The sequence below is a fragment of the Christiangramia marina genome (genome assembly GCF_048285865.1).
GTDB classification, from domain to species: domain Bacteria; phylum Bacteroidota; class Bacteroidia; order Flavobacteriales; family Flavobacteriaceae; genus Christiangramia; species Christiangramia marina.
In genome coordinates this window covers 158183-179558 of sequence record NZ_JBLVTK010000004.1, presented here as the reverse complement: position 1 = coordinate 179558, position 21376 = coordinate 158183, and the positions used below count along the sequence as shown (strand labels likewise).

The window sequence follows — 21376 nt, the reverse complement described above, 5'->3', positions numbered from 1 at the left end:
CTGAGAAAACGCTTTCGATTATGGAATCGTGAGTTGAAAAATAAAACCTCCGCGGAAAATTAATATTCCCGCCAATTAGCGGGAATATTGAACTACTGGTCTATTCCTGAATAAAGATGAGTGCGGAATATCCTGGAATTTCAAAAGTTCCCGTGTTCGTTTCTTCTAAATTCTCCACTTGTATTTCCGGATCATGAACTTCCATTTCTGAAAAATCATCATCATACTCTTTAGCTACCGTGTTTAAACGCAGCTTCCAGTTGGACTGTTCAGCAAGATCCAGATTGTATTCGGTATAATCTGTATTACTAAAGTTTATAACTATGAGAACTTTGGAGTTCTCTTCGCCTCGAAGATATGCCAGAACTTTAGAATCGTTATTTAAGTGTATGATTTCAATAGCTTGTTGTCTTAGACCTTCATAGCCCGCGATTTCACCTGTTCTTATTTTAATAAGATCACTTACCAATCTGGAAATTCCCTGATGCTTTTCAAATTTCTCCCAGTTGAGTTCTACAGTATCCTGGAAATAAGAATCTTCCATAAATTCCTGACCCTGAAATACCATAGGAATTCCGGGAGCAGTAAGTGTGAGTACTATCCCAAGCAGAGATCGCTTTTTAGCGAAAGCACTTTCGGCATCACCAGGCTGAACTTCTTCGGGCACCCTTGCTTTTCCATTGGCGACTTCATCATGAGATTCAGTATAAATAATCCTTTTAAAAGCATCTTTGCTTTGCACGAACTGCAATGCACCAGCGATCTTTTCCAGATCCCTGCTATCATCATGTGTATCTGTAAGTACTTCACGTACGGGATGTACGAAATTCATATCCCATTGGGAACCATAACCAATTCCGCCATCTTCGATAGTATCGGTTACCATATCATGACCTTTAAGATCTTCAGCAATAGTAATAATATGAGGATATTTTTCCTGAATTTCAGCATTGATCTCACGCATCATTTGATTTCCTTCTTCAATAGCAGTGTCTTCTCCAAGACCTCCACCTTCAAAACGAATATAGGAGGTCGCATCCATGCGCAATCCATCACAACGATATTTCTCTATCCACATGAGGGCGTTGTCTCTTAAATACTGTCTTACCTCTTCCCTACCATAGTCTGGACGGGTGTCACCCCAGGGAGTCTCGCTTCTATGGTCATTATAGAAATAAATACCACCCTTATCATTTTGCGACCAGCCATCAAACTGCCAGAGATCCATATCTGAAGGGCCAAAATGGTTATAGACAACATCCATGATCACTCCAATTCCATGCTGGTGAGCAGCTTTAACCAGATTTGCCAGTCCGTTTGGTCCACCATAATCCTGTTCTATGGCGAAAGGATGCGCCGGGTTATAACCCCAGGATTCTCCACCCGGGAACTCAGCTACCGGAAGCAGTTCTATACAATTGATTCCCAGGTTTTTTAAATAATCCAGTTTCTCGATAACATCTTCAAAAGTTCCAACAGTATCTGCCGATTTCCTGTTAAAAGTTCCTACGTGTAGTTCGTAAATTACTAATTGATTGAAAGATGGTAACTGGTATTGATCATCGCCAAAATCAAAGTTAAGATCACGAATTACAGAATTACCATCGCTATTGGTGAGCTCAAACGCGTATGGGTCGTTGCGGTAGAAAGTTTCACCATTATTGTGGATGATGTATTTGTATTCATCGCCTTGCTTTGCCTTATCGGTCGTACCAGCCCAGTAACCATTTTCTTCATGTTCAAGTTCCAGGTTTTCGGCGTTCCATTCATTGAAGGTTCCCGTGACGAATATTTTCTCGGCATTTGGAGCCCATACGCGAAAGGTGGTAAGCCCTTCATCTATGATGCATCCCATTCCCGGTGAGCGTTTTATGATAGTTTCCATATTAATTATTGATAATTAGATCGTTAATTCAAGTCTTCAAAACAAGAAGTAAAAGTAGCTGCAGATCTTATTACAAAACGTTAATTATCATTACATTAACTTGCACTTCAGCTGATACCGTTCTCTTTACCTTTTCTACTCCGGAAGAAGTAAGCTTCAGAAATAATACTGGACATGGGAACATCCATTAATTCTGAATATTGCATATATTAAAAGCTGAAACGTTTAAAATTCAGTAGTGATTCAACAGAAAGAGCAGTATTATATCTTATCCAAAAAATGGAGCCTGGACCCAAATCAATGGTCTATGCTTATGGATGGCACAGCAGTTTTATTGACCCTATTCGGCTTTATAATCGCATTCTGGCTCTACAAGGTGCAGCGAGACGATAAAGCCACAGATGCACATCGATTCTTCAAATCTTCCCTACCCGGATTAAAATCTTCCATACATCACGCGATTGCAGATCTACGGGAGTTTAGAGAATCACTGGATCTGGACAAAGTGGTTGATCCTGTGCTTTCAGTTTCTCTAAATGACAAATTCCTGGAGAAAGTAAATCTGGTTGCTTTAAACCGCTATTATGCAAAAAATGAATCGGCAAATCTCGAAAACTTCAATCAATTGCTGGTTGATTCAAATTTCTTTGGAGATTATGGTGACTATATCACTAACCAGATCAAATATTTTAGAACTGTATACCTGGAAAGAGCTGATGATAATTCCGGAAATATCCTGAGGATGAAAGAAAAGATAAGGACGGTGCTGGATAAGGATATTCTCAGATTCGAAGACATACTTGAGAACATTGATCCTCTCCTTCCGGATAGTTCAAAATAGATACTTACTGCCAAATGGAAGCATCGGAGCTAAATTACATTTCTCTGGCACTTAAAAAATATCTATTGTTTAGCTCATTCAAAATTTAGGATTCTGAAAATTTATAAATGATTTATGATACGGAAAACTTCAATTTAGCGGGCTTTTGGTAATTTCAATTAAATCAAAAATCTAGTTATGAAGAAGATATTAATGGTGGTGACATCTCACAAGGCGCTGGAAAACACAGACAGTACCACTGGTTTATGGATTGGAGAATTTACAGATCCATATTATGTTTTTAAAAATGAAGGTTACTCGATAGAGATCGCCAGTCCTATGGGTGGCAAGCCGCCTATTGACCCAATGAGCCAACTAACCGAGCATATCACTAGTTCCAATCGAAGATTTCAAGACGATGAAGTTGCTCAAAATGCATTAAATACTACCAAAATTCTCTCAGAGGTTTCCGCAAAAAATTATGATGCCTTATTCTTTCCTGGCGGGCATGGCCCCATGTTCGATCTTGCCTCAAATCATGATAGCGGAAAATTGATCCTGGAGTTTATTGAAAGTAACAAACCGGTAGCTTCAGTTTGTCATGGACCTGCAGCACTCATCAAGGCTGCTGAAATTGAACCGAGCTTATTGAAGGGTAAGAGAGTGACCGGCTATTCAAACCTTGAAGAAAAAATGTCGCTTAAAATGGACAATATTCCTTATACACTTGAGAACCGACTGAAAGAACTGGGAGGTGAATATCATAATGCAAGCGCTCCCTTCCTTTCACATGTAGAAGTTGATGGTTTATTAATAACCGGACAAAATCCATTGTCTGCAGAACCAACTGCAAAGGCCTTAGTAAATTTCTGGAAGTAAATGATCTGGAATTATCTATACTGATTAATATAAAGAGCAGAAACCCTGATTACAGATCAGGGTTTTTGGTTTTGAACTGCGTCTAGTAGACAATTCACAATTACTGGATGTTATTTCAGAACACAACCCTTGCATTTGTTAATTTCATTATAAGTTGTATTATTTCAGAAGAACAATTGAGTATTTTTCGGGTAAAAACTTTCAGTGAATATTGATTCTATCGCAAAGATTGTTGCTGGGCTAAAAACTTATGGTAACCAAACGCCCTCGCTATCATCCCGCATCGAGTTAAGTGTTTGTATTCCTGCCAGGAACGAGGAGCAAACGATCTGGAAAACCTTGACGGCATTGGCAAATCAGCTGTCAGGAGATAAAGCCGTTCCTACTCATTTATATGAAGTTCTGGTTTTATGCAATAACTGTAATGATCATACTGTAGAGCTATGTAAACTATTTCAGGAACTCCATCCCGGGTTTCCATTCTATATTTATGTAACAAACAATCCAGCGATCAATAATGTTGGTGCTGCGAGGAGAGTTTTAATGGATCTTACCAGCCAAAGACTTACTGATAACGGTTTTATTATCATGACCGATGCTGATACCATAGCAGATAAGAACTGGCTCGATTCATTTTTAAAATTTCAAACTGAACCGGTAGATCTTATATGCGGACAGATAATTCCAGACATAAAAGGTTTAAATGCTGAAGCAAAGAAAAATCTTTTTGAAAACAGGCATTATCTTGACCTGGTAAGCAGACTGGAAAGTGAAATATACCCACAGCAATCTGATCCCTGGCCGAGGCACTCTCATAATTCAGGACCTAACATGGCGGTTCGAAATTCCGTTTATAAAAAAATTGGAGGCATACCTCCTATCCCCTGCCTGGAAGATATCGCATTATATCAGAAAGTGATAAGCTATGGTTATCATATTAAACATGCGATGGAGCCCATAGTTACTACTTCCTGCCGTAGCTCATCCAGGGTTCAGGGTGGTTTTGGTTCCCAGATCCAGAACTGGTCGGCTTCTAAAACTGAAAATGTCGAAGGCTTTGCTAAACTAAGAAAACGCTTCACGGCTTTTGCTGAAATAAAACAATACTATTCCCAGCCTTCTGAAGAACTTCTGAATTCTATCGGTCACCGGTTGAAAATTCAGAAACAGGCGCTGCTATCTTTAATTGAAATCCACCATAATAGTAATTCACTGGTCATTTACCTCGAAAATTTTTTGAAAGATCATTCTCCATGGAATGCCGACCATCCTAATATCAGGATAGCTGAAGCTATTAACGAACTAGAGGGTTATTTTTCAGTTTTTTCCCAGACTTCCAAAATATACATTTCAGCTCGCTCCGAATTAAGCAGTTTAAAACGATTAGAGTAATTTTTTCTGAAGTGATCATGTACCTGCTGTCCTGTAAGTGGATATGATCTAACGTATGCCGTCCAGTGCACCATGACTAAAATTCCACCTGGCTGCAAAGAGTTCGTAATATCCTTAAGTATCATACCTAATGTGTTCAGATCGAAATAATAACCTACTTCAGATAAAAAGATGGCGTCATAATTACTTCCTGGAAGACCATTGCTAATATCCCATTGAATGAACTTGCATTGCGATAACCCGGCACACCTTTTTCTAGCTGATTTTAAGGCTTCCTGACTAAGATCAATAGCAAGTAGATTTTTGCACTTTGGAGCTAATAATCTGGTGAAAACTCCGTTGGAACATCCAATCTCCAGGGCGTTCTCGAATGACTTACCTGAGACCGAAGCAATTGTTTTACGATATTTTTCCTGCTCGTAACTGCTAGTTTCAAAATCCCATGGATCATCATTATCTGCATATAAGTTCTCGAAATAGATTTCACTAACTGCAGGTTTAGATTTGGCCGGAAAAAAGAAATATTCATAATTCCCTATAAAAGGCTGCATTAGATCTTCAGTAAGAATAAAACCTTCAGGATCATCATCGATCAAATTTGTAGTCTGACTTATATGAGCCTGGATCGCTGCTTTCTTAATTTCTTTTACAGAATCTATCTTTAATCTGAAAACCAGAACCTCATCTTTGGCGGGCCAGTCGGCAGGTTCTCCTTTTTTCCAGAGCCAGATTGGATATTCAACAATAGTGCTTTCCAGGCTCTCCGCTGCTTTATTGATCAGGTTGTAGGCAGCAACATGATCAATATGGTGGTCTCTACGCCAGGGTGAAAAAATAGTGTCCGGTTCCTTTTGCTGAAAGAATTGTTTTAAATCATTAATGACCGAATTGTCATTTTTAAACTTTTCAGCTAATTTCCCATCACCAGCATTTAGAAATATGAGATTTTCTTCCTTTACCCCTAAAATCTTACAGGCATTAATCGCTTCAGACTTTCGCAATTTCCCCAATTCATCTGGTGGAAATTTACTGGAATTCGGATGCGAAGCATCACCATTGGTAAGAAATAGTACGTATACTTCTGCATTCTGAGCAGCTAAATGAGCAATTAATCCTCCGCAGCCAAGGCTTTCATCATCGGGATGTGGGGCTACAATGATCACTTTTCCCAAATCCCTGTGGAGTCCTTCGATATTTAGAAATGGGGCTTTCTCTATGTGATCCCGGGTATTTTTCATTTCTTATAATGATCAAAAGTATAAGCTCCTACATTTTTGAGCGCAAGATCCGGTCCAGGTTGTTTGAGATATACCTTAAGATCCCTGTAAACCTGCTCCATTGGATGATTTTCCATAAAACCCTGGACGCCAATAGAACGTTCGGTTAGCTGTAAGATTTCTTCGGAAATATTTAAAATTGCGCTGCGCATCATATCGGCAAAATTCACAATTTCAGCTGAAGAATAATCTTGCTGATGATCATCTATTTCCTGGGCTTTTTGTAACCAGAACTTCCCAGATTCGACCAGTATCGCCATCGTGCCCATACGCTGTTGTTGATAAGGGTCACTGGATTTGTTTTGTGCATTCAGGTGATCGATCGTAGAGTGCATCAATGCCTCTGCCCCGCCGAGTTGAACCGCAGCAAAACGCATGGCGCCACCCGAAAACCACGGCTGTTGCTGGTAAGCATTTAATTCACCTAACTTCAAATCGCTTGAAATCTCTATCCCCGAAAAATCGATTCGGCAACTTACCGAGTTTTTCATTCCCATGGGATTCCACAGGGACCAGTCCTCGATTAGTTTCGGATATTCCTTGAGTGGAAAGATCAACATCTGTTTATCCTCATCAACTTCAGCAGTTATGATCGCATAATCAATTTGTAATCCTCCTGAACAAAAAGTTTTTGCTCCATTCAGTTGAAGCTTGCTATGACTTAGTTGTGCTGTTAGGGCTTCAGAACTCATTTCTGTATTCCAAACGCTAAATAATTTTCCAATTCTGGCCTCCTGGAAAAAATACTCCTGTTGTGACTCAGATCCATGATCCTTAATTAGCTTGATCGCGTTTAAATGACCTTCATAAATACGCCCTACAGATAGATTGCATTGACCAATCTTACATAGTGTTTCATAAACAGGTATGCATTCATCTATTACTCGAAATCTCTTCGGAAGATTAATTTGCAGCAATGATTGTTCATGAAGCAATTGCATTGCAGCCGCTGGAAAATGCCTTGAATCTTCTGGCATCTTTAAACAACATGAATTAATATCTTCAAAATGGGGCATGCTTGTTTTTTAAAATAAAAATAGAATGTACCCTGCACTCCCTTGTTAATATCATACTAAATTATTTTAAGCGCTTGAAAATATATTAATGGATGTATTCAAAGGGATCAGGACTAATCGAAAAATTTTTATGATCAAATCATATTAGAAAACTAATATTCACTTAATTAAAAATGCTTTTCTGAATAATCAAATGTAAATGAATCTCTCCATCACCCAATGGTGCTACGAAAAGTGCAGGAAGAGGTCCGCATCCCGGAAAAATCTTCTATTTTCGCACATTAACCTAAAAATCTCAAAAATGAAAGAACTAGTTGAAAACATTCAGTCAACATTTGAATCATTCCAGACAGAGGCCAATACTCAATTAGAGAGTGGTAATAAAAGTGCTGGAACCAGAGCAAGAAAAGCATCTTTGGAATTAGAAAAACTTCTAAAAGAATTTCGTAAAGTCTCTGTTGCAGAATCAAAAAAGTAAACTAAAAACCTCCTGAAAAGGAGGTTTTTTTTATTAAATAGAAATTTCGATTCACCTCTAAGTCTTGAAATTACTGTTCTGCATAAATTGAATTCGATTAATTCTAGTGAAAAATTTTTAGTCCCAGTGACCTCATTCACTTGATCCCTAATTTGTGGCTATCTAAACATCTGATTCATATTCTAGTTTCTCCTGGGAATTATCATCCTATTAAAGTCTTACTACTATAAATTCCGGAACCTTCAACGAATTGATTTGGCAATCTAAGCAGTTGTAGAATTATCTATTAAAAGAGTGGATGTTATTATGAAATTACCAAGTTTGAGGTTGTAGTTAATAGCAGTAAAACTACTTTAGCGTTTATTTTCGCAGAATAGTATACTCTAGCTAATAATAAAATGATTTCCAAAGTTCAGAAATGGAAATTTATGGGTCTACCGTTATAAGACAAAATATTTATTCTTCATTTATAAATTTCTCAAGGGTTGACTTTCTCTTCAATAACTTCTCACGTTAAAATCCAAAGATCATAAAAAAGCAAAACCCCATCATCAAAAAGATAATGGGGTTAATGTTGCGGAGAAAGAGGAACTATTTATAATTACAAACAGCCATTAATTAAAGGCTATCCAAGTAAAGTTGGTAAAATCAAGCACCTAATTCAGCTCCTACTAATCTAAGTCTATATTGTTATAATTAAAAATATATTATTCAGTAGACTTTATTTTTTTATCTAATACCCCTGGGTATATACCTCCATCAAAAATGATTTCACCTTTCCTACTATTAGCTACAGTGTCAATTAAATAGTTAATTTTCCTCTTGTTATTAATACTGTCCCTTAGCTTTGCACGTTGAATTTTCAGAGCAAATTTTTCATCCTTTGTTCCTTTTGGATTTAATCCCACAAAAACATCCGGTATCTTTGATATATACATGCTATATCTTTTCCCAAAGGTCAAATCTTTTTTCTTCTCTTTCCTTTCTTTTTTCTCCTTTAACCCTACTCCTACATGAACTAAGTTTTCATTTTCTTTATAACTTTTTAATTTATCGGACTGTAGCTTTTGCTTATCGTTTTTTTGAGAGTATAAGGCATGAGAGCTATATAAAAGGAAGAATGCTATTAACAAAAATCTTGAATTAATCATTTGTAATTCTATTATTTAATTTCTGAATTTCTATTTGTAAATTCTTAATTTCTTTATTCTGTTCAATTAAATAAAGAAAAATTTCTTCCACTTTTTCAATAGTAATTCTATTGATTTCTCCGAGATTCATTCCATCCTTTGCAATCTGCACAGCACTTGGCACCTTAGGTAACCTTTTATGAGCTTTTGTAAATCTTTCAACTTCATCAAGAGATTTTAAACCATAGTCATCAGAAAAAACATAATCAGGCCAGTTCGCTTTAAGTTTCACCGTCATTGATTCGGCAATAGCGTTTCCATTAATTGCCAATTTATATCCTTCTGTATTTGTGGTTCCTACTCCAATATCTCCATAGAAGTAAGATGTTTTATCTGAATTCAAAGTTAAAACAGGATAGGTTTCAGTACCGTCACTATATTCAAAATGGAAAGGTTTGTAGGCCCCTCCATTCCTTTTTTGCATCCTTATACCATAAGAATGATTACTAGGATAGCTCATATTATACAAATCCAAAAATTCTTGTGACTGATCACCGTTTACTAGTGCTAAAGTTGATTCATATGCATTGTCAGCCTCTCGAGGACTCCATATTTTCAATATGGTGTGATCATTTCCTATTCTTCTCATGTAAGGAATACCAGAATTAGGATACACCCACATTAGAGATGACGGGGCATTGTCCAATGCGTCCATTGGAATATCGAAACGCATTGCCGCTTGATCCATCACCATTCCTAAGTAATCAAGATTTCTCTTAACTAGCAAAGGCGTTCTATATCCCATTGATAAACCATCTATTACAAATCTTTGGTTAGCCACGGCTCCACCATTGTATAAACCTACACCAATATTAGTGGTAGCTCCGTTTTCAGTAATACTCTGTAAAGTTTCCTGAGCTGTTCCTCCATAGCAAAGAAATAAAAAGAATGTTATAAGAATGCTAGATTTGACTGATTGCATGTTTAAAGTTTAAATGTAGTTAATGTAGAATTTAATAATAATTAGAAAATAAAAGTAACGATACTCTTATCGCACTGAAATGTTATTACCATACATTTATTACGGTATTTTTTAAATTCTATTTATTTATCTCTTGACTTAATTTAATATTCTGAATGTCAATCGCGTTAACTTCTTTTTTCAACTGAAGCAGGTGTAAGGTAAGTTCTTCTACTTTTTCCAAGAGGACTCTGTTAGTCTCTGCTATATTTAATCCTCTACCTGTTACCTCTTTAGAGGTTGGCAGCCCAGGAAGATGATGGTGTTTCTTTATGAAAGATTTAATCGACGCTAACGAGGACAATTTATAATCTTGCTGAAATACATAATCTGGCCAGTTGGATTCTATTTTCATCACCATCGATTCTGAAATCATTGCTCCTTCCACTACTAGGTCATACCCTGACTCTATCGAGGATCCTAACTGTAATTGCCCACTAAATACCGTGGTGGTATCCGATTGAAAAGAGATCGGATTCATCCCTTTATTCTCAAAAATTAAATCTAAATTGCCTGGTAAACTATCTAATTCCTGACGAATACTATAATGTCCTTGAACTTTTCGAGAATTAACTGATATCGCTTTTTCATCTAATTCAAGAGTTAATAATTGGTTCCTACCGCTACTATCGGATAATAAGCTTAACTCTGAATTTACAGTATTAGTGGAAAGATGAAGTTCTCCCTTTCCTTTATAATTATAGCTATCCTCTAGAGTATTTTCAGTGTTACTATGAACAATTACCCCATCGAATACCTTTATTGAACTTAAATCATTGTTTGATGCTATCGATAAAGGAAAAGATGTACTCATAGTATTTCCCTCCAGTAAAAGCTGGTCATTACTCATCGTAACTCCACCCTGAAAATTTATTCGATTATTGGTATTACTTCCAACTTCTGTTACTTCCTGAAGAGTAGAATTAGACACCTCTATTGCTAGATTTTGCTCTATTTCAGTATTAGAAGTGAGGGTTAAATCAGGCTCAGATTGAGGATCTGAATATAATTTATTCACATAATAGAAACGATCCTCTCCAGCAACATTGATTTTATATACAGAATTAATTTCTAATTGACTGGCAGTCCATATATTTACCAATAAGCCTTCCTCATTTTGAATTTCATTGTTATTTAAGTAATTCTGTGCTTCAATCTGGTTTCCTCCTAAATAAACTAATCGATGACCAGAATTTGGCTGAGCATTGATCGTAATATAAACGAACGTATCATCATCAGGGCATTCCGAAGTACTGGTAACAGTATGTCTAAACTGCTTTTCTCCTGTCCAGTTCCCATCCAAAGATGGAGTGAAAACCGTACCTCCACCACTGGTCCCAGGAGTCATAAAACCGTCGCCATCTACAGGCCAATCAGGCTCGGTTTGTTTAATCAGATCGCGAAGATCCACCGTTTGATCATTTGAATCAAAGGCTAAGTAGGTAGTTTTTCCTGAATTTGGCGTATCGATAAAATCTACCGTTACTGCTATCCTTTCGTTCACGCAATTAGCCCCATCGGAAGACCCCGCATAATAAATACCCCCATCTTCTATATTAGTATCAAAACTCAAAGCTGTCGTAGAGGAATTATCACTATACCAGGCAACTCCTCCTCCATTATCCGTGGCGACCAAATCAGATATCTTATTGCCCGGAAAACTTGATCGGCAAAAAGATTGGGTAGTCTTCAGTACCGTAGGACAACCAGGTGGTATTACTGATACACTAACAGTCGCCGAATCTGTACTGCCGCAGCCCCCAGTCATATATATAAATTCCCCTTCTTCGTCTGAAGCTGGATCAAATATGCCATTTCCAAATCTATTCCAAATTCCGTCTCTAGTAATATTTTCGTCTAAATAATCTATTAAATTAACCGGGGATTGATTCTTTAAAAGTGTAATTACTACTTTCTCACCAGACGGATTTTCTTGCTGGACTCTAAGTGTCAGATCCACAGAATCTTCGCAATTTCCGTTAGAAACTGTATACGTCATTTTAAAATCGCCATAGCTATTGCTATTATATTGCTCAGCAATAGCTCGGCGCCCCGGATAAAAATCACCATTTCTGGGTACACCTGGTGACAACATATCAAGGTAGAAATTTTGAATATCTCCCAAGTCCTTAATTAAATAATCAATCTCCTTTTTGGAATAACATCGCAAAGCATCTTCTCCAGCATAGGCCTGCTCCACTAGGGTTACTATAACTTGAGGACGAGTGATACAGGTTCCTTCTTGGTCTCCTGCATAATACACCATAGAATCTATAAGTGGAGTAGCTTCTGCAAGTGGTATTGCACCGGAATCGGTACTACTAAACCACAGCACATTAGTAGGCCTTAGGTCCGCTACCGTTGGACCATTATTAATACAGAAAGATTGACTTGGCGAAGATACTTCTGGACATGCATATTCTGAAGCATTAACAGAAAAAAATAAAGTAGATAAAATTAATATTGAAATGAATCTCATTTAAAAAGTTTGCTAATGATTAAAATTTATAATATCCTCAGGTACTTTACACTATAGATCCGTTTCTAAAATTAAATGACCTCGAAAATGAATTAGATAAAATTATTAAAATCATAAATTGAGAAGAATAACATTACCGTAATTTTATTACGTTATAATTTGATTTTCATTTATAACTCGTGAAAATTTGAGTCTAAAGTGAATCTCATACAAATTTTACTTATAAACAATAGCAGTAATTTAATTCCTTTGTTCCAAGTCTAACATGGAGCTTTAACGTTACAATCAACCTGCTTTTCAAATTAAGCAACTGTATAGAAAAGTTAGATCTCCAAAATCTAATGATGTATTTAGGTTTAAAGCAATTAGATAAAATTCTTTTTTAGTCAACTACCTATAAAGGTAACCCAGATAGGTAATTACAATGTTTTATATAAAATTTTATAACGACTTTAATAATTCTTATTATTATCAAAAATCATTTTATAGTACTTAAACTTACTATCACCCGATCATACGTTATTCTTAATAAGGTTGCTACTTGAAAATCTCTATTTACATTAAGATTGGAAAAGAATATTGGAATCAGAGAGCTTGAGCTAAGAAATAACTTAAGGTATTTTTATTGTTAATAATATTAAAATATCACAGTAGAATTGATCGTAACAAGTAACTAATCACCATGAAATATTTTAAAATTTAGCTTTCAGGAAATGTTATTAGGATTTTCTTTCACTGATAACTAAGCCCTACCTATTTTACGGTTAGTTATTAATAATTTTTTACTATAAAACCTAATTTACATAAATGTAACGGACGAATTGAATCGTCAAAGTCAAAGCAAAATCCGGTGATTTTTCTCAAGTAGATTGACAAAAGGTAGAGTTACCTGATTCCCTTATTAATTATATTAGTACTGTAGAATCAATAATATTTAAATTACAAAGCTGGTAAGTTAAAAGTAATTCATTAAAATTTCAAGAATAACTCTATAGGAAGGCTATTTATTCGAAAAGGTTTAAGGATTAACCAAAAGAAATGAGTTGCAAAAATAATTTGTGTCACAATTACATAGATATGTCAAACCGTATACTATTTCAAAATACTTATTGTTATGAAGAAAACATTTGTAATATTTAGTTTAGCGATATTCGCAGCGATACTATCCTTTAAAACTGGATGGTTCAATTATGTATTAATAATCATGACTGTTCTTTCAATCGCAACTTTACTATTGGTTGGTCTATTATCGATATTTAAAAATCTAAATAATAGAGCTCATAAGGTGCCAATATATATCATCTTAATATGTGTAATTGGTATAATTACTTCCCTATTTAGACCATATAACAAAGCAATAATCAAATCTGAAAATATTGAGGCAAATTTAAAATATGCTTATGAAACTGATCAAAGCGATAGAAAAGAATTGAGATCTTACGTAAAATTTATAAGTAAACTGGATGAAAGGGATAGTTTACGATTGTCACAAGTGAAAGATATCTATTCCGAAAACAAAATTACGGATCCCCTAAATCAATTTCATGCAGCATTTATATTTCATCATAGCAACAATAGTGCAGACTATAAAATTGCTTCAGGATTAGCGTCTCAAGCTGCTAGGAGTAAAGTTTTGGAGTCTAACTTAACGGCGCAGTGGTTAAAAAAAGCTGCATATGACAGATTTATGCTGTCTATTGGAAAACAGGAAAAATATAAGACACAAAATAAATTTAGCTTTGAAATTAAATAGTAGAGAAATCCTAATCAGAAAAAATTTATTAAAGTTTATTTTATCAATCTAAAATCCAGAAATTGAATTTTTGCCGAAATGATTCTTATTTATATAAATTTTGAAATTAAGTTATTGAAAGCCGTCTAGCCAATGTATCAAAATAAAATATCAACCAAGTGACTGCTTTAAATCTCATTAATAAATAAATTTACATAAGTGTTATACTAGGAGTTGATGTGAGATTTTCATAAATTCTTTGGTTAAGTTTCTTTATATAGCTTTAAAGTACCTCTCTATAATATCTAATTCTCTTTCATTGAAAGTAACCAAATTTTTTTTTGAAGTAATAAACTTCTGATAATATATCCACTCCTTAGACTGTTAAAATAGAATATTAGTAACACCTGAAACTAAATATCTAATAAAGAGTATTCTTCGAAATGCTGAATTTAGATTAACCTCTATTAAAAATACTTTTAAATTGCTTAAAAACTCTTTCAATTAATCTCTCATCAGCAGTTATAATTTCTGCATGACCAGACAATTCATATTGAAACGGTATTTCTAAATCATATGAAGTAATTAATGGTTTTCTAAGGCTAATATCTATAAAATAAAATCCCGATTCATCAGGCAATTGCGAAACTGATTGTACACTTCCTTTTAACACTCCATAGTCGTCCTCTGGATATCCTAATAAACGAATATTTACATCCTGACCATGCTCAATTTTACCGGAATTTTTTGCCGGCGCCTTCATCCGTGCTAAATAACTGGAATTCTGAAGTGGCACTATTGTAAAAACATTTTGACCTTGTTGTACATTTTGATTATTGTTCCAAACATCTAGAAAAGCTACAGTTCCATCAGAATTTGTTTGTATGGTATAGAGTATTTCCCACTCTCTTATACTTTTGAGTAATTGATTGCTTGCAATTACCAAATCCTTCTTTAATTGAGATTCCATAATTTCTGAATCGATTTCAGTTTTAGAAGAATTGTTCATTGCGTCTGACAAATTCTGTTTCAACTGAGAAATAGTTATATTAAATCGCTTAAGTTCTTGTTCTTTATTTAAAAGTGCCATCTGGTCGGACTCAAATTCCTGCTTAGAAATTACACCTTTATCAAATAATTTTCTCTTCCGCTCAAGATTATTTTTAGAAAGCTCGTAGGACTTTTGGTTAATCCTTTTCTGATCGATCGTATTTTCTATTCTCAGTGTTAGTTCTTGTATTGAATTTTTATTCGCATAGAATTGTTTAGTAAATGGATCTAGCTTTTCGTTCATCCTAAACTGTAATAAAGCTTTTTCAAAATTAGCATAGTCAGTTGCGATCTCCCCAAGGGAGCCCATTGAAACCGTCTTGAAACTCATTGTACTATTATAGCTGGATTCCTTAAATCTCTGTAATAATACTTTCAACTTGAGTACAGAGCGATATTCAGCCGCATTATCCAAAACTGCTAGTAATTCTCCACTTTCTACAATTTCTCCATCTTCTACAAACAATTTACTAATAGTACCGGAAATTTTGGCAACTTTTTTTTCAGGTGGGATTTGCGAAGTTAAAACCACTTGGCCAGAAATCGCGTCAGGGTATTTTACAATGTATGTCAATGCCAGGACAGCAATTAAAATTAGAAAAATAGCTGTACTACCCCATCTAATCATCCACGATGGAGTCTTGGATAGGATATCCCTAACTTCCTCTGTACGGTTTTGATCTAAACTTTCTATTTCCGGCATTATACACCTAGTTCTAATTGGTTCCTAACCAAATTATAATACCTACCTTGGTTAGCAACCAATGTTTCATGATTTCCTATTTCGATAATTTCCCCATCTTCTAGAACTAAAATTTGATCAGCGGATTTCACGGTACTAAGTCTGTGAGCAATTATGATTGCTGTACGATCTTGAAAAAATTTATTTAGATTTTCTATTATATTTTTTTCATTGTTTGCGTCCAAAGCACTAGTTGCTTCGTCAAAAAATATAAAATCAGGATCTTTGTATACAGCACGAGCAATTAAGATTCGTTGCTTCTGTCCAGTACTCAAATTCATGCCTTCGTTTCCTATAACAGTATTATATTGTAAGGGTAATTCGTTAATAAACGAATCTATGCAAGCAATTTTAGTCGAATATCTTAGTTTTTCATAGCTAACTAATTCAGATCCCATGATGATATTTTCTTCTATAGTATCATTGAATATGTGACCCTCCTGCATTACTACCCCGCAATGCTCTCTCCACCTTTTTACAGATAGATTTCTAAGTTTATTTTCACCAATCAAGATTTCACCCTCATTAGACTCATAAAATTTAAGCAACATTTTCATTAAGGTTGTTTTTCCACTTCCACTACTCCCAACTATGGCAGTAGTCTTATTCGCTGGAATTACAAGATTGATCCCATTCAAAACATAAGCTGCCGATCCTGGATACTTAAATTTTAAGTTCTGAATAATTAAACAAGTATTTTTGTCAATCCAGAAACCTCCTATAGCATTATCATCTTCCTCTTCCTTACTATGAATTTCTGCAAGTCTTGAAATAGAGATTTTTGCATCCTGAAATTGCTTCACAAAACCTATAAATTCTTGAACTGGTGAATTAAGTTGGCCAACGATATAGGAAATTGCCAACATCATACCTAAGGTTATTTCTCCGGTAATAACGAGCTTGGCTGCATAGATGGTAATAATTATATTTTTTAATTCATTGATTAATGAGGATCCTACTGATTGATATTGCTCTAAGGATAGGCTATTCACGGATACTCGAAATATATTAGCTTGAAGATGTTCCCAATGCCACCTTTTTTGTTTCTCGGCATTGTGAAGTTTAATTTCCTGCATTCCATTTATAAGTTCTATAACTGTACTTTGTTCCTCGCTATTAATGGAAAAACGCTTATGATCTAATTCTTTTCTCTTTTTAAGGAAGAGAAAAATCCATCCAAAATATAAAATACTCCCGATTAGAAAGATTCCGAATATGGCTGCACTATAATAAGCTAAAACTAAGGTAAATACTAGAAAGGTGACACTGGAGAACAAAACGTTCAAGGTTGAATTGGTCAACAATTGCTCAATCCGCTTATGATCATTAATCCTTTGAAGGATATCTCCAGTCATTTTTGAGTCAAAAAATGATATCGGAAGATTCATCAACTTAATGAAAAAATCAGAAATAAAAGAAATATTTATTCTGGTACTCAAATGTAAGAGTATCCAACTCCTGATAATTTCTATTAGACTTTTTCCTATAAAAAGTACGATTTGTGCTATAAGTATAAGATAAATAAAATCAATGTCCTGATTTTTAATTCCTACATCTACTACGCTCTGAGTTAAAAATGGTACAAATACCTGTAAAATACTTGCAACTACTAATCCAACTCCTAATTGAACTAAGAATGCCTTATAACGATACAAGTAATGAGCAAAATATCTTAATCCAAATTTGTTTTCTTCTTTGGCAAAAGAATTATTAAAAAATTTTGGCGTTGGATCTAATAATAAGGCTATCCCCTCTTTTGAATTACTAGTGGACCATAATTTAACAAATTCTTCTATAGAATAGGAAATTTTACCGTAAGCAGGGTCCGATATAAAAAATTTATCCTTTTTATACTTATAAAGTACTACATAGTGGTTATCATTCCAAAATAAGATACATGGTAAGGGTGCTTTTTTTAGGGAATCAAGTGAGATTTTAGCAGCTATACTATGAAACCCTAACTTCTCTGAAGTATTACTCAGCGATAACAGACTGCTCCCTCCCCTTGTCGTCTCAGACAACTTTCTAAGTTCGCTTATACTTAAATTCTTTCCATAGAATTTACCGATAATTTTTAAACACGTTGGCCCACAATCCTTAGCGTCAGGTTGCTTATAATGAGGAAATTTATCTATACCCATTATTTATCTTTCATCACCTGGTTCACTACTTGATTTCTTTTTTATTTTTATGAGCTTTGGCAGGATAGTATCTCTGTATTCTTCAGCATTCCAATCCATACCAAAGAACTGCTGCAGATAAGACTTCATGGGAGGTAGCCCCATGGAAGATCTTCTTTCATCTACTTTAATAGGATCCATCAACAGGTCAACGTATTGCTTCCCTGAATTTTGATCTGTCCAAATTTGACTTCCATAAATTTGTCTTTCTCCTTTTCTTAGGGCTACTCTATCTTCAATTAAAGCAAGGTTACTTTTTTCAGTATCGCCTGCCAATGCCGCTTCTCTGATAATAGGCAAGTATTTCAGTTGAGTTTCGAGGTCAGAATGTTGAATAACCAAAAAAAGAGCTTGACTTGGTTCATAACCAATTTTATCCTGCCCAAGCCAGCCATAATTTTCTATTATTAATTCTATTTTGGATAAATTAATAGAATCAATTTTTTTCATTTTAACTACTAAATCTTGAAATGAACGTTTTAAATTTTCAGAGTTTGTCTCTTCTTTCATTTCATTACTTAAATTCATTAGTTTAAACCTTATCTCTTGATCGGATTTATAAATGTCTTGTAGTTCTGACTTGACCATCTTTAAATTCTCACTCATATTCGCCTTAGATTTTCCTTGTTCTATTAACTTATTCCAGCGAGGATCACCTTTTAAGGATTTTAGATCCTGATCAGATCTAAAATTATAATTATTCAACTTTCCTTCTCTAACTAAGAATTCCAACCATTCGAATGCTTTGTCCTTTTCTCCAGCTAAAGCAAATGTGCAAATTGCATTATAAGCTGGATCAAATTTTTGTTCTACATTATTTTTATCCAACAGGCGAAAAACTTTAACATTCAATTCCGCAGATTTTTGATAGTTCTCTTTTTGATATTCTGTATATGCCTGCTGGCTCAATTCTTTAAAATTTTCTAAAAAACTAGTCTGGCTGCGCATATTTGAACTTAATAATATTATAAATAATAAAAATGCATAATTTTTCATCTCGCTATAATTTATTTCCATGTTCCTTGGTATGGATCATAATCACATTTTAATGGCTTGGAATAAATATCCGTTTCATCCTCCAAATAGGCTCTACAGTCTGTACATACGTACCTGTATTCACAGTCCTGGCACTTTTTAATTTCATCCTTTTTAATAGTCCACAGATTTTTGAATGCTGTAAACTCAATAACCTCTTCAAGTTTCTCATCAGCAATGTTCCCATAAATTTTCGTCATCGAAGGACAATTCTTGATATTACCATTCTCGTCGATAGAAATCTTCCTATTGAGACAACCATTGTAAAGCATATTTTCCATAAAATTACTTAAGCCTCCAAGTCCCAATGACTCTTTATTGATAATTCCACATTGCTTACAGGAATCAATAGGTTCATTGATGAAAGTTAAAGAAGAGGCATATCCCTGCAGTTTTACTATATCTTTTTCTGGAACTGAATGAAAAACAATGGAAATCATAGGGAATTTCTTAGTCATTTCCATGAACATGGACAAGTTGAGTTGACTACTGTATTTAGTTAGTATTTGAATATGCCTGAAATTCGAAATCTTTGAATAACTGCATAAAATGTTATGTAAATACTCATAAGTCAAAATTTTATAAGATCGTATTTGAACGTGGGGACACAATAAATGGTCTAATTGCATAAATATTTTACCAAACGGATGATCCTTATCACGTATGTCTATAATAGCATTAGAAACGTGATGGGGACTATCCCATTGAATCTCTATAGGTGGAAAGCTGTCTATTTCTGTAACAATTGTAGCCAATTGGTTCTCAAATAAATAATTCAAAAACTGGCAGAAAATCTCTAGGTCATCTTCTGTAGCCAAATTATGAATATAATCACCTATTTTAGTACATTTTAATTCCTCTAGGACTTCAAAATACGGATTATTTATAAAGTACATTTTCTTTCTAGATACATCACATATCATTGTACGCGTATGTCCTTTTACTAAAAAGCAATCGGAGAATAAATAAACATATTGATCTTTACTATCTAATAATAAATCTATCGTTACCATAACCTATTTAATTTTAGAAAAATCAATAATCTTAGATATAAGTTTTGTTGGTGCCGGATGGTCGATATAACAATTCAGTTCTTTACTAAAACTTATTTTTTCGTCTGCATTTTCCATAGTCTGAAAATCATTATAGGAAATGAAATTATAAAATATTGGGAGATTTTGCCGATCGGATTTCTTTATTTTAAGTTTATTCAGTTTAACTTTCATAGGTATTCAGCTATTTTTTTTTCTAAATAATAATTGCATGGAAAGGAGGTCATACTAAATTGGCCGATAGGATTTACTTCCAAAAAAATAAAATTGTCATCTTTATCAACTATAATATCATACGATCCTGTATTCAAGTTAAGTTTCTGAGATATGACTTTTAACTTTTCTTTTATTTCTAATGGCAAGTTGAAAGGAACACTACGATGAGGATCCTCACTATTTTGTTTTCTAAAATCTACTTTGGTATTATCATCATTTTGAGAAAATATTGCCATTGTATAAAATTGACCATGCAGATAGAAAATACGTAGTTCATATTTTTTCTTGATCTCTAATTGAATTAGAGATGGAAAAAAAGAATTAGGAAGCTTTTCTATTGATTCCAACGTTAATTTTTCAGTATACGAATAATAATGTCTGTCTTTTGTAAAAAAATATACTCCCTGACTAAGTGCCTTAGTAATTACTTCATTTCCTCTTTGATTTACAAGTTCTATCAAATCTTCTTTACAACTCATAACATAGGACTCAGGAATTTTCAATCCAGAATCTTGGGCTAAATCAAGAACTTTGAGCTTGTTCACATTTACAGATTCATGCCCGCCTATTATTTTCAAAGCATTTTTCTCTGCTATGTAGTGTACGTAAGAAATTATTTCTTTTAACTCTGCAGTCATATGCCTACCATGATAACTTATATTATCAGGAAAAATGGCATCTTTTTCATCTATAGTATCAACCTGCAGATTTTTACTCGACATACCTCTTCTACGATACCAAAATGAACTAAAATCAAAAATATTATAGCATTGAGAGTTTTGCTCGATGAGCAATTTCTTATTCTTCATATCGATGCCTTTGAATTTCATAACATCGGAATCACCGTTAATTCGAAGAAAATCCTTTCGTAAATATTGCAACCATTGACCTACGAAAGCAGTAGAACCATCATCTTGTCGACTTAATATTAATACCATTGAAAATCATTTTATTAAAATCATTCTTGACCTTTACAGGCCAAGAATGATTAT

At 34.5% G+C, this 21376-nt stretch carries 16 protein-coding genes; 5 read left to right on the top strand and 11 right to left on the bottom strand.

Features of this window, described 5'->3' with window-relative positions:
* Positions 1–100 precede the first annotated feature (100 nt).
* Positions 101–1885 (bottom strand): alpha-amylase family glycosyl hydrolase, encoded by a 1785-nt coding sequence (locus ACNKXS_RS13930; protein WP_417921388.1) that lies wholly within the window; start codon positions 1883–1885, stop codon positions 101–103.
* A 238-nt stretch (positions 1886–2123) separates the two neighbouring features.
* Here ACNKXS_RS13930 and ACNKXS_RS13925 point away from each other — a divergent pair, with 238 nt between their 5' ends.
* The 3 genes from ACNKXS_RS13925 to ACNKXS_RS13915 all read left to right on the top strand — a co-directional run bounded on the left by ACNKXS_RS13925 (position 2124) and on the right by ACNKXS_RS13915 (position 4976).
* Positions 2124–2726 (top strand): hypothetical protein, encoded by a 603-nt coding sequence (locus ACNKXS_RS13925; protein ID WP_417921387.1) that lies wholly within the window; start codon positions 2124–2126, stop codon positions 2724–2726.
* Positions 2727–2903: 177 nt separating this feature from the next.
* The gene (locus tag ACNKXS_RS13920) at positions 2904–3584 is read left to right on the top strand and encodes a type 1 glutamine amidotransferase domain-containing protein (protein ID WP_417921386.1); all 681 of its coding nucleotides are present in this window, start codon (positions 2904–2906) and stop codon (positions 3582–3584) included.
* A 204-nt stretch (positions 3585–3788) separates the two neighbouring features.
* Complete coding sequence (locus ACNKXS_RS13915) at positions 3789–4976, top strand: glycosyltransferase family 2 protein (RefSeq protein ID WP_417921385.1); 1188 nt, start codon at positions 3789–3791, stop codon at positions 4974–4976.
* Here the strand turns inward: ACNKXS_RS13915 and ACNKXS_RS13910 are convergent.
* Together ACNKXS_RS13910 and ACNKXS_RS13905 are read right to left on the bottom strand one after the other, a co-directional pair.
* Entirely contained in the window at positions 4895–6214 is a 1320-nt protein-coding gene (locus ACNKXS_RS13910) for a PIG-L family deacetylase (protein ID WP_417921384.1), read from the bottom strand. The two genes, ACNKXS_RS13915 and ACNKXS_RS13910, sit on opposite strands and share 82 nt — an antisense overlap.
* Complete coding sequence (locus ACNKXS_RS13905; RefSeq protein ID WP_417921383.1) at positions 6211–7230, bottom strand: acyl-CoA dehydrogenase family protein; 1020 nt, start codon at positions 7228–7230, stop codon at positions 6211–6213. The genes ACNKXS_RS13910 and ACNKXS_RS13905 overlap by 4 nt, the downstream gene beginning before the upstream one ends.
* Before the next feature lie 340 nt (positions 7231–7570).
* Here ACNKXS_RS13905 and ACNKXS_RS13900 point away from each other — a divergent pair, with 340 nt between their 5' ends.
* Complete coding sequence (locus tag ACNKXS_RS13900; RefSeq protein WP_141878309.1) at positions 7571–7747, top strand: histone H1; 177 nt, start codon at positions 7571–7573, stop codon at positions 7745–7747.
* 707 nt (positions 7748–8454) lie between these two features.
* On the opposite strand, the gene ACNKXS_RS13895 is transcribed toward ACNKXS_RS13900, so the two are convergent.
* The 3 genes from ACNKXS_RS13895 to ACNKXS_RS13885 all read right to left on the bottom strand — a co-directional run bounded on the left by ACNKXS_RS13895 (position 8455) and on the right by ACNKXS_RS13885 (position 12377).
* Entirely contained in the window at positions 8455–8898 is a 444-nt protein-coding gene (locus ACNKXS_RS13895; RefSeq protein WP_417921382.1) for a hypothetical protein, read from the bottom strand.
* Positions 8891–9859 carry a hypothetical protein gene (locus ACNKXS_RS13890; RefSeq protein ID WP_417921381.1) on the bottom strand — a complete coding sequence of 323 codons (969 nt, stop codon included), beginning with the start codon at positions 9857–9859 and terminating at the stop codon, positions 8891–8893. Before ACNKXS_RS13890 ends, ACNKXS_RS13895 begins: the two co-directional genes overlap by 8 nt.
* Before the next feature lie 118 nt (positions 9860–9977).
* Positions 9978–12377: a hypothetical protein gene (locus tag ACNKXS_RS13885; RefSeq protein WP_417921380.1), complete on the bottom strand. Its 2400-nt coding sequence runs from the start codon at positions 12375–12377 to the stop codon at positions 9978–9980.
* Between the two features lie 1114 nt (positions 12378–13491).
* On the opposite strand from ACNKXS_RS13885, the gene ACNKXS_RS13880 reads away from it, so the two are divergent.
* A complete protein-coding gene (locus tag ACNKXS_RS13880; RefSeq protein ID WP_417921379.1) occupies positions 13492–14130 on the top strand; it encodes a hypothetical protein in 639 nt (212 codons plus the stop codon).
* 436 nt (positions 14131–14566) lie between these two features.
* Here the strand turns inward: ACNKXS_RS13880 and ACNKXS_RS13875 are convergent, their stop codons facing one another.
* From ACNKXS_RS13875 to gwsG, 5 genes are all read right to left on the bottom strand, one after another.
* Positions 14567–15862, bottom strand: coding sequence for an HlyD family secretion protein (locus ACNKXS_RS13875; RefSeq protein WP_417921378.1), 1296 nt, complete (start codon positions 15860–15862; stop codon positions 14567–14569).
* Positions 15862–18036 (bottom strand): peptidase domain-containing ABC transporter, encoded by a 2175-nt coding sequence (locus ACNKXS_RS13870; protein WP_417921515.1) that lies wholly within the window; start codon positions 18034–18036, stop codon positions 15862–15864. The genes ACNKXS_RS13875 and ACNKXS_RS13870 overlap by 1 nt, the downstream gene beginning before the upstream one ends.
* Before the next feature lie 9 nt (positions 18037–18045).
* Complete coding sequence (locus ACNKXS_RS13865; RefSeq protein WP_417921377.1) at positions 18046–19077, bottom strand: DUF6624 domain-containing protein; 1032 nt, start codon at positions 19075–19077, stop codon at positions 18046–18048.
* Positions 19078–19088: 11 nt separating this feature from the next.
* Entirely contained in the window at positions 19089–20129 is a 1041-nt protein-coding gene (gene gwsS, locus ACNKXS_RS13860) for a grasp-with-spasm system SPASM domain peptide maturase (RefSeq protein WP_417921376.1), read from the bottom strand.
* Between the two features lie 209 nt (positions 20130–20338).
* Complete coding sequence (gene gwsG, locus ACNKXS_RS13855) at positions 20339–21322, bottom strand: grasp-with-spasm system ATP-grasp peptide maturase (protein ID WP_417921375.1); 984 nt, start codon at positions 21320–21322, stop codon at positions 20339–20341.
* Between the last annotated feature and the right edge of the window lie 54 nt (positions 21323–21376).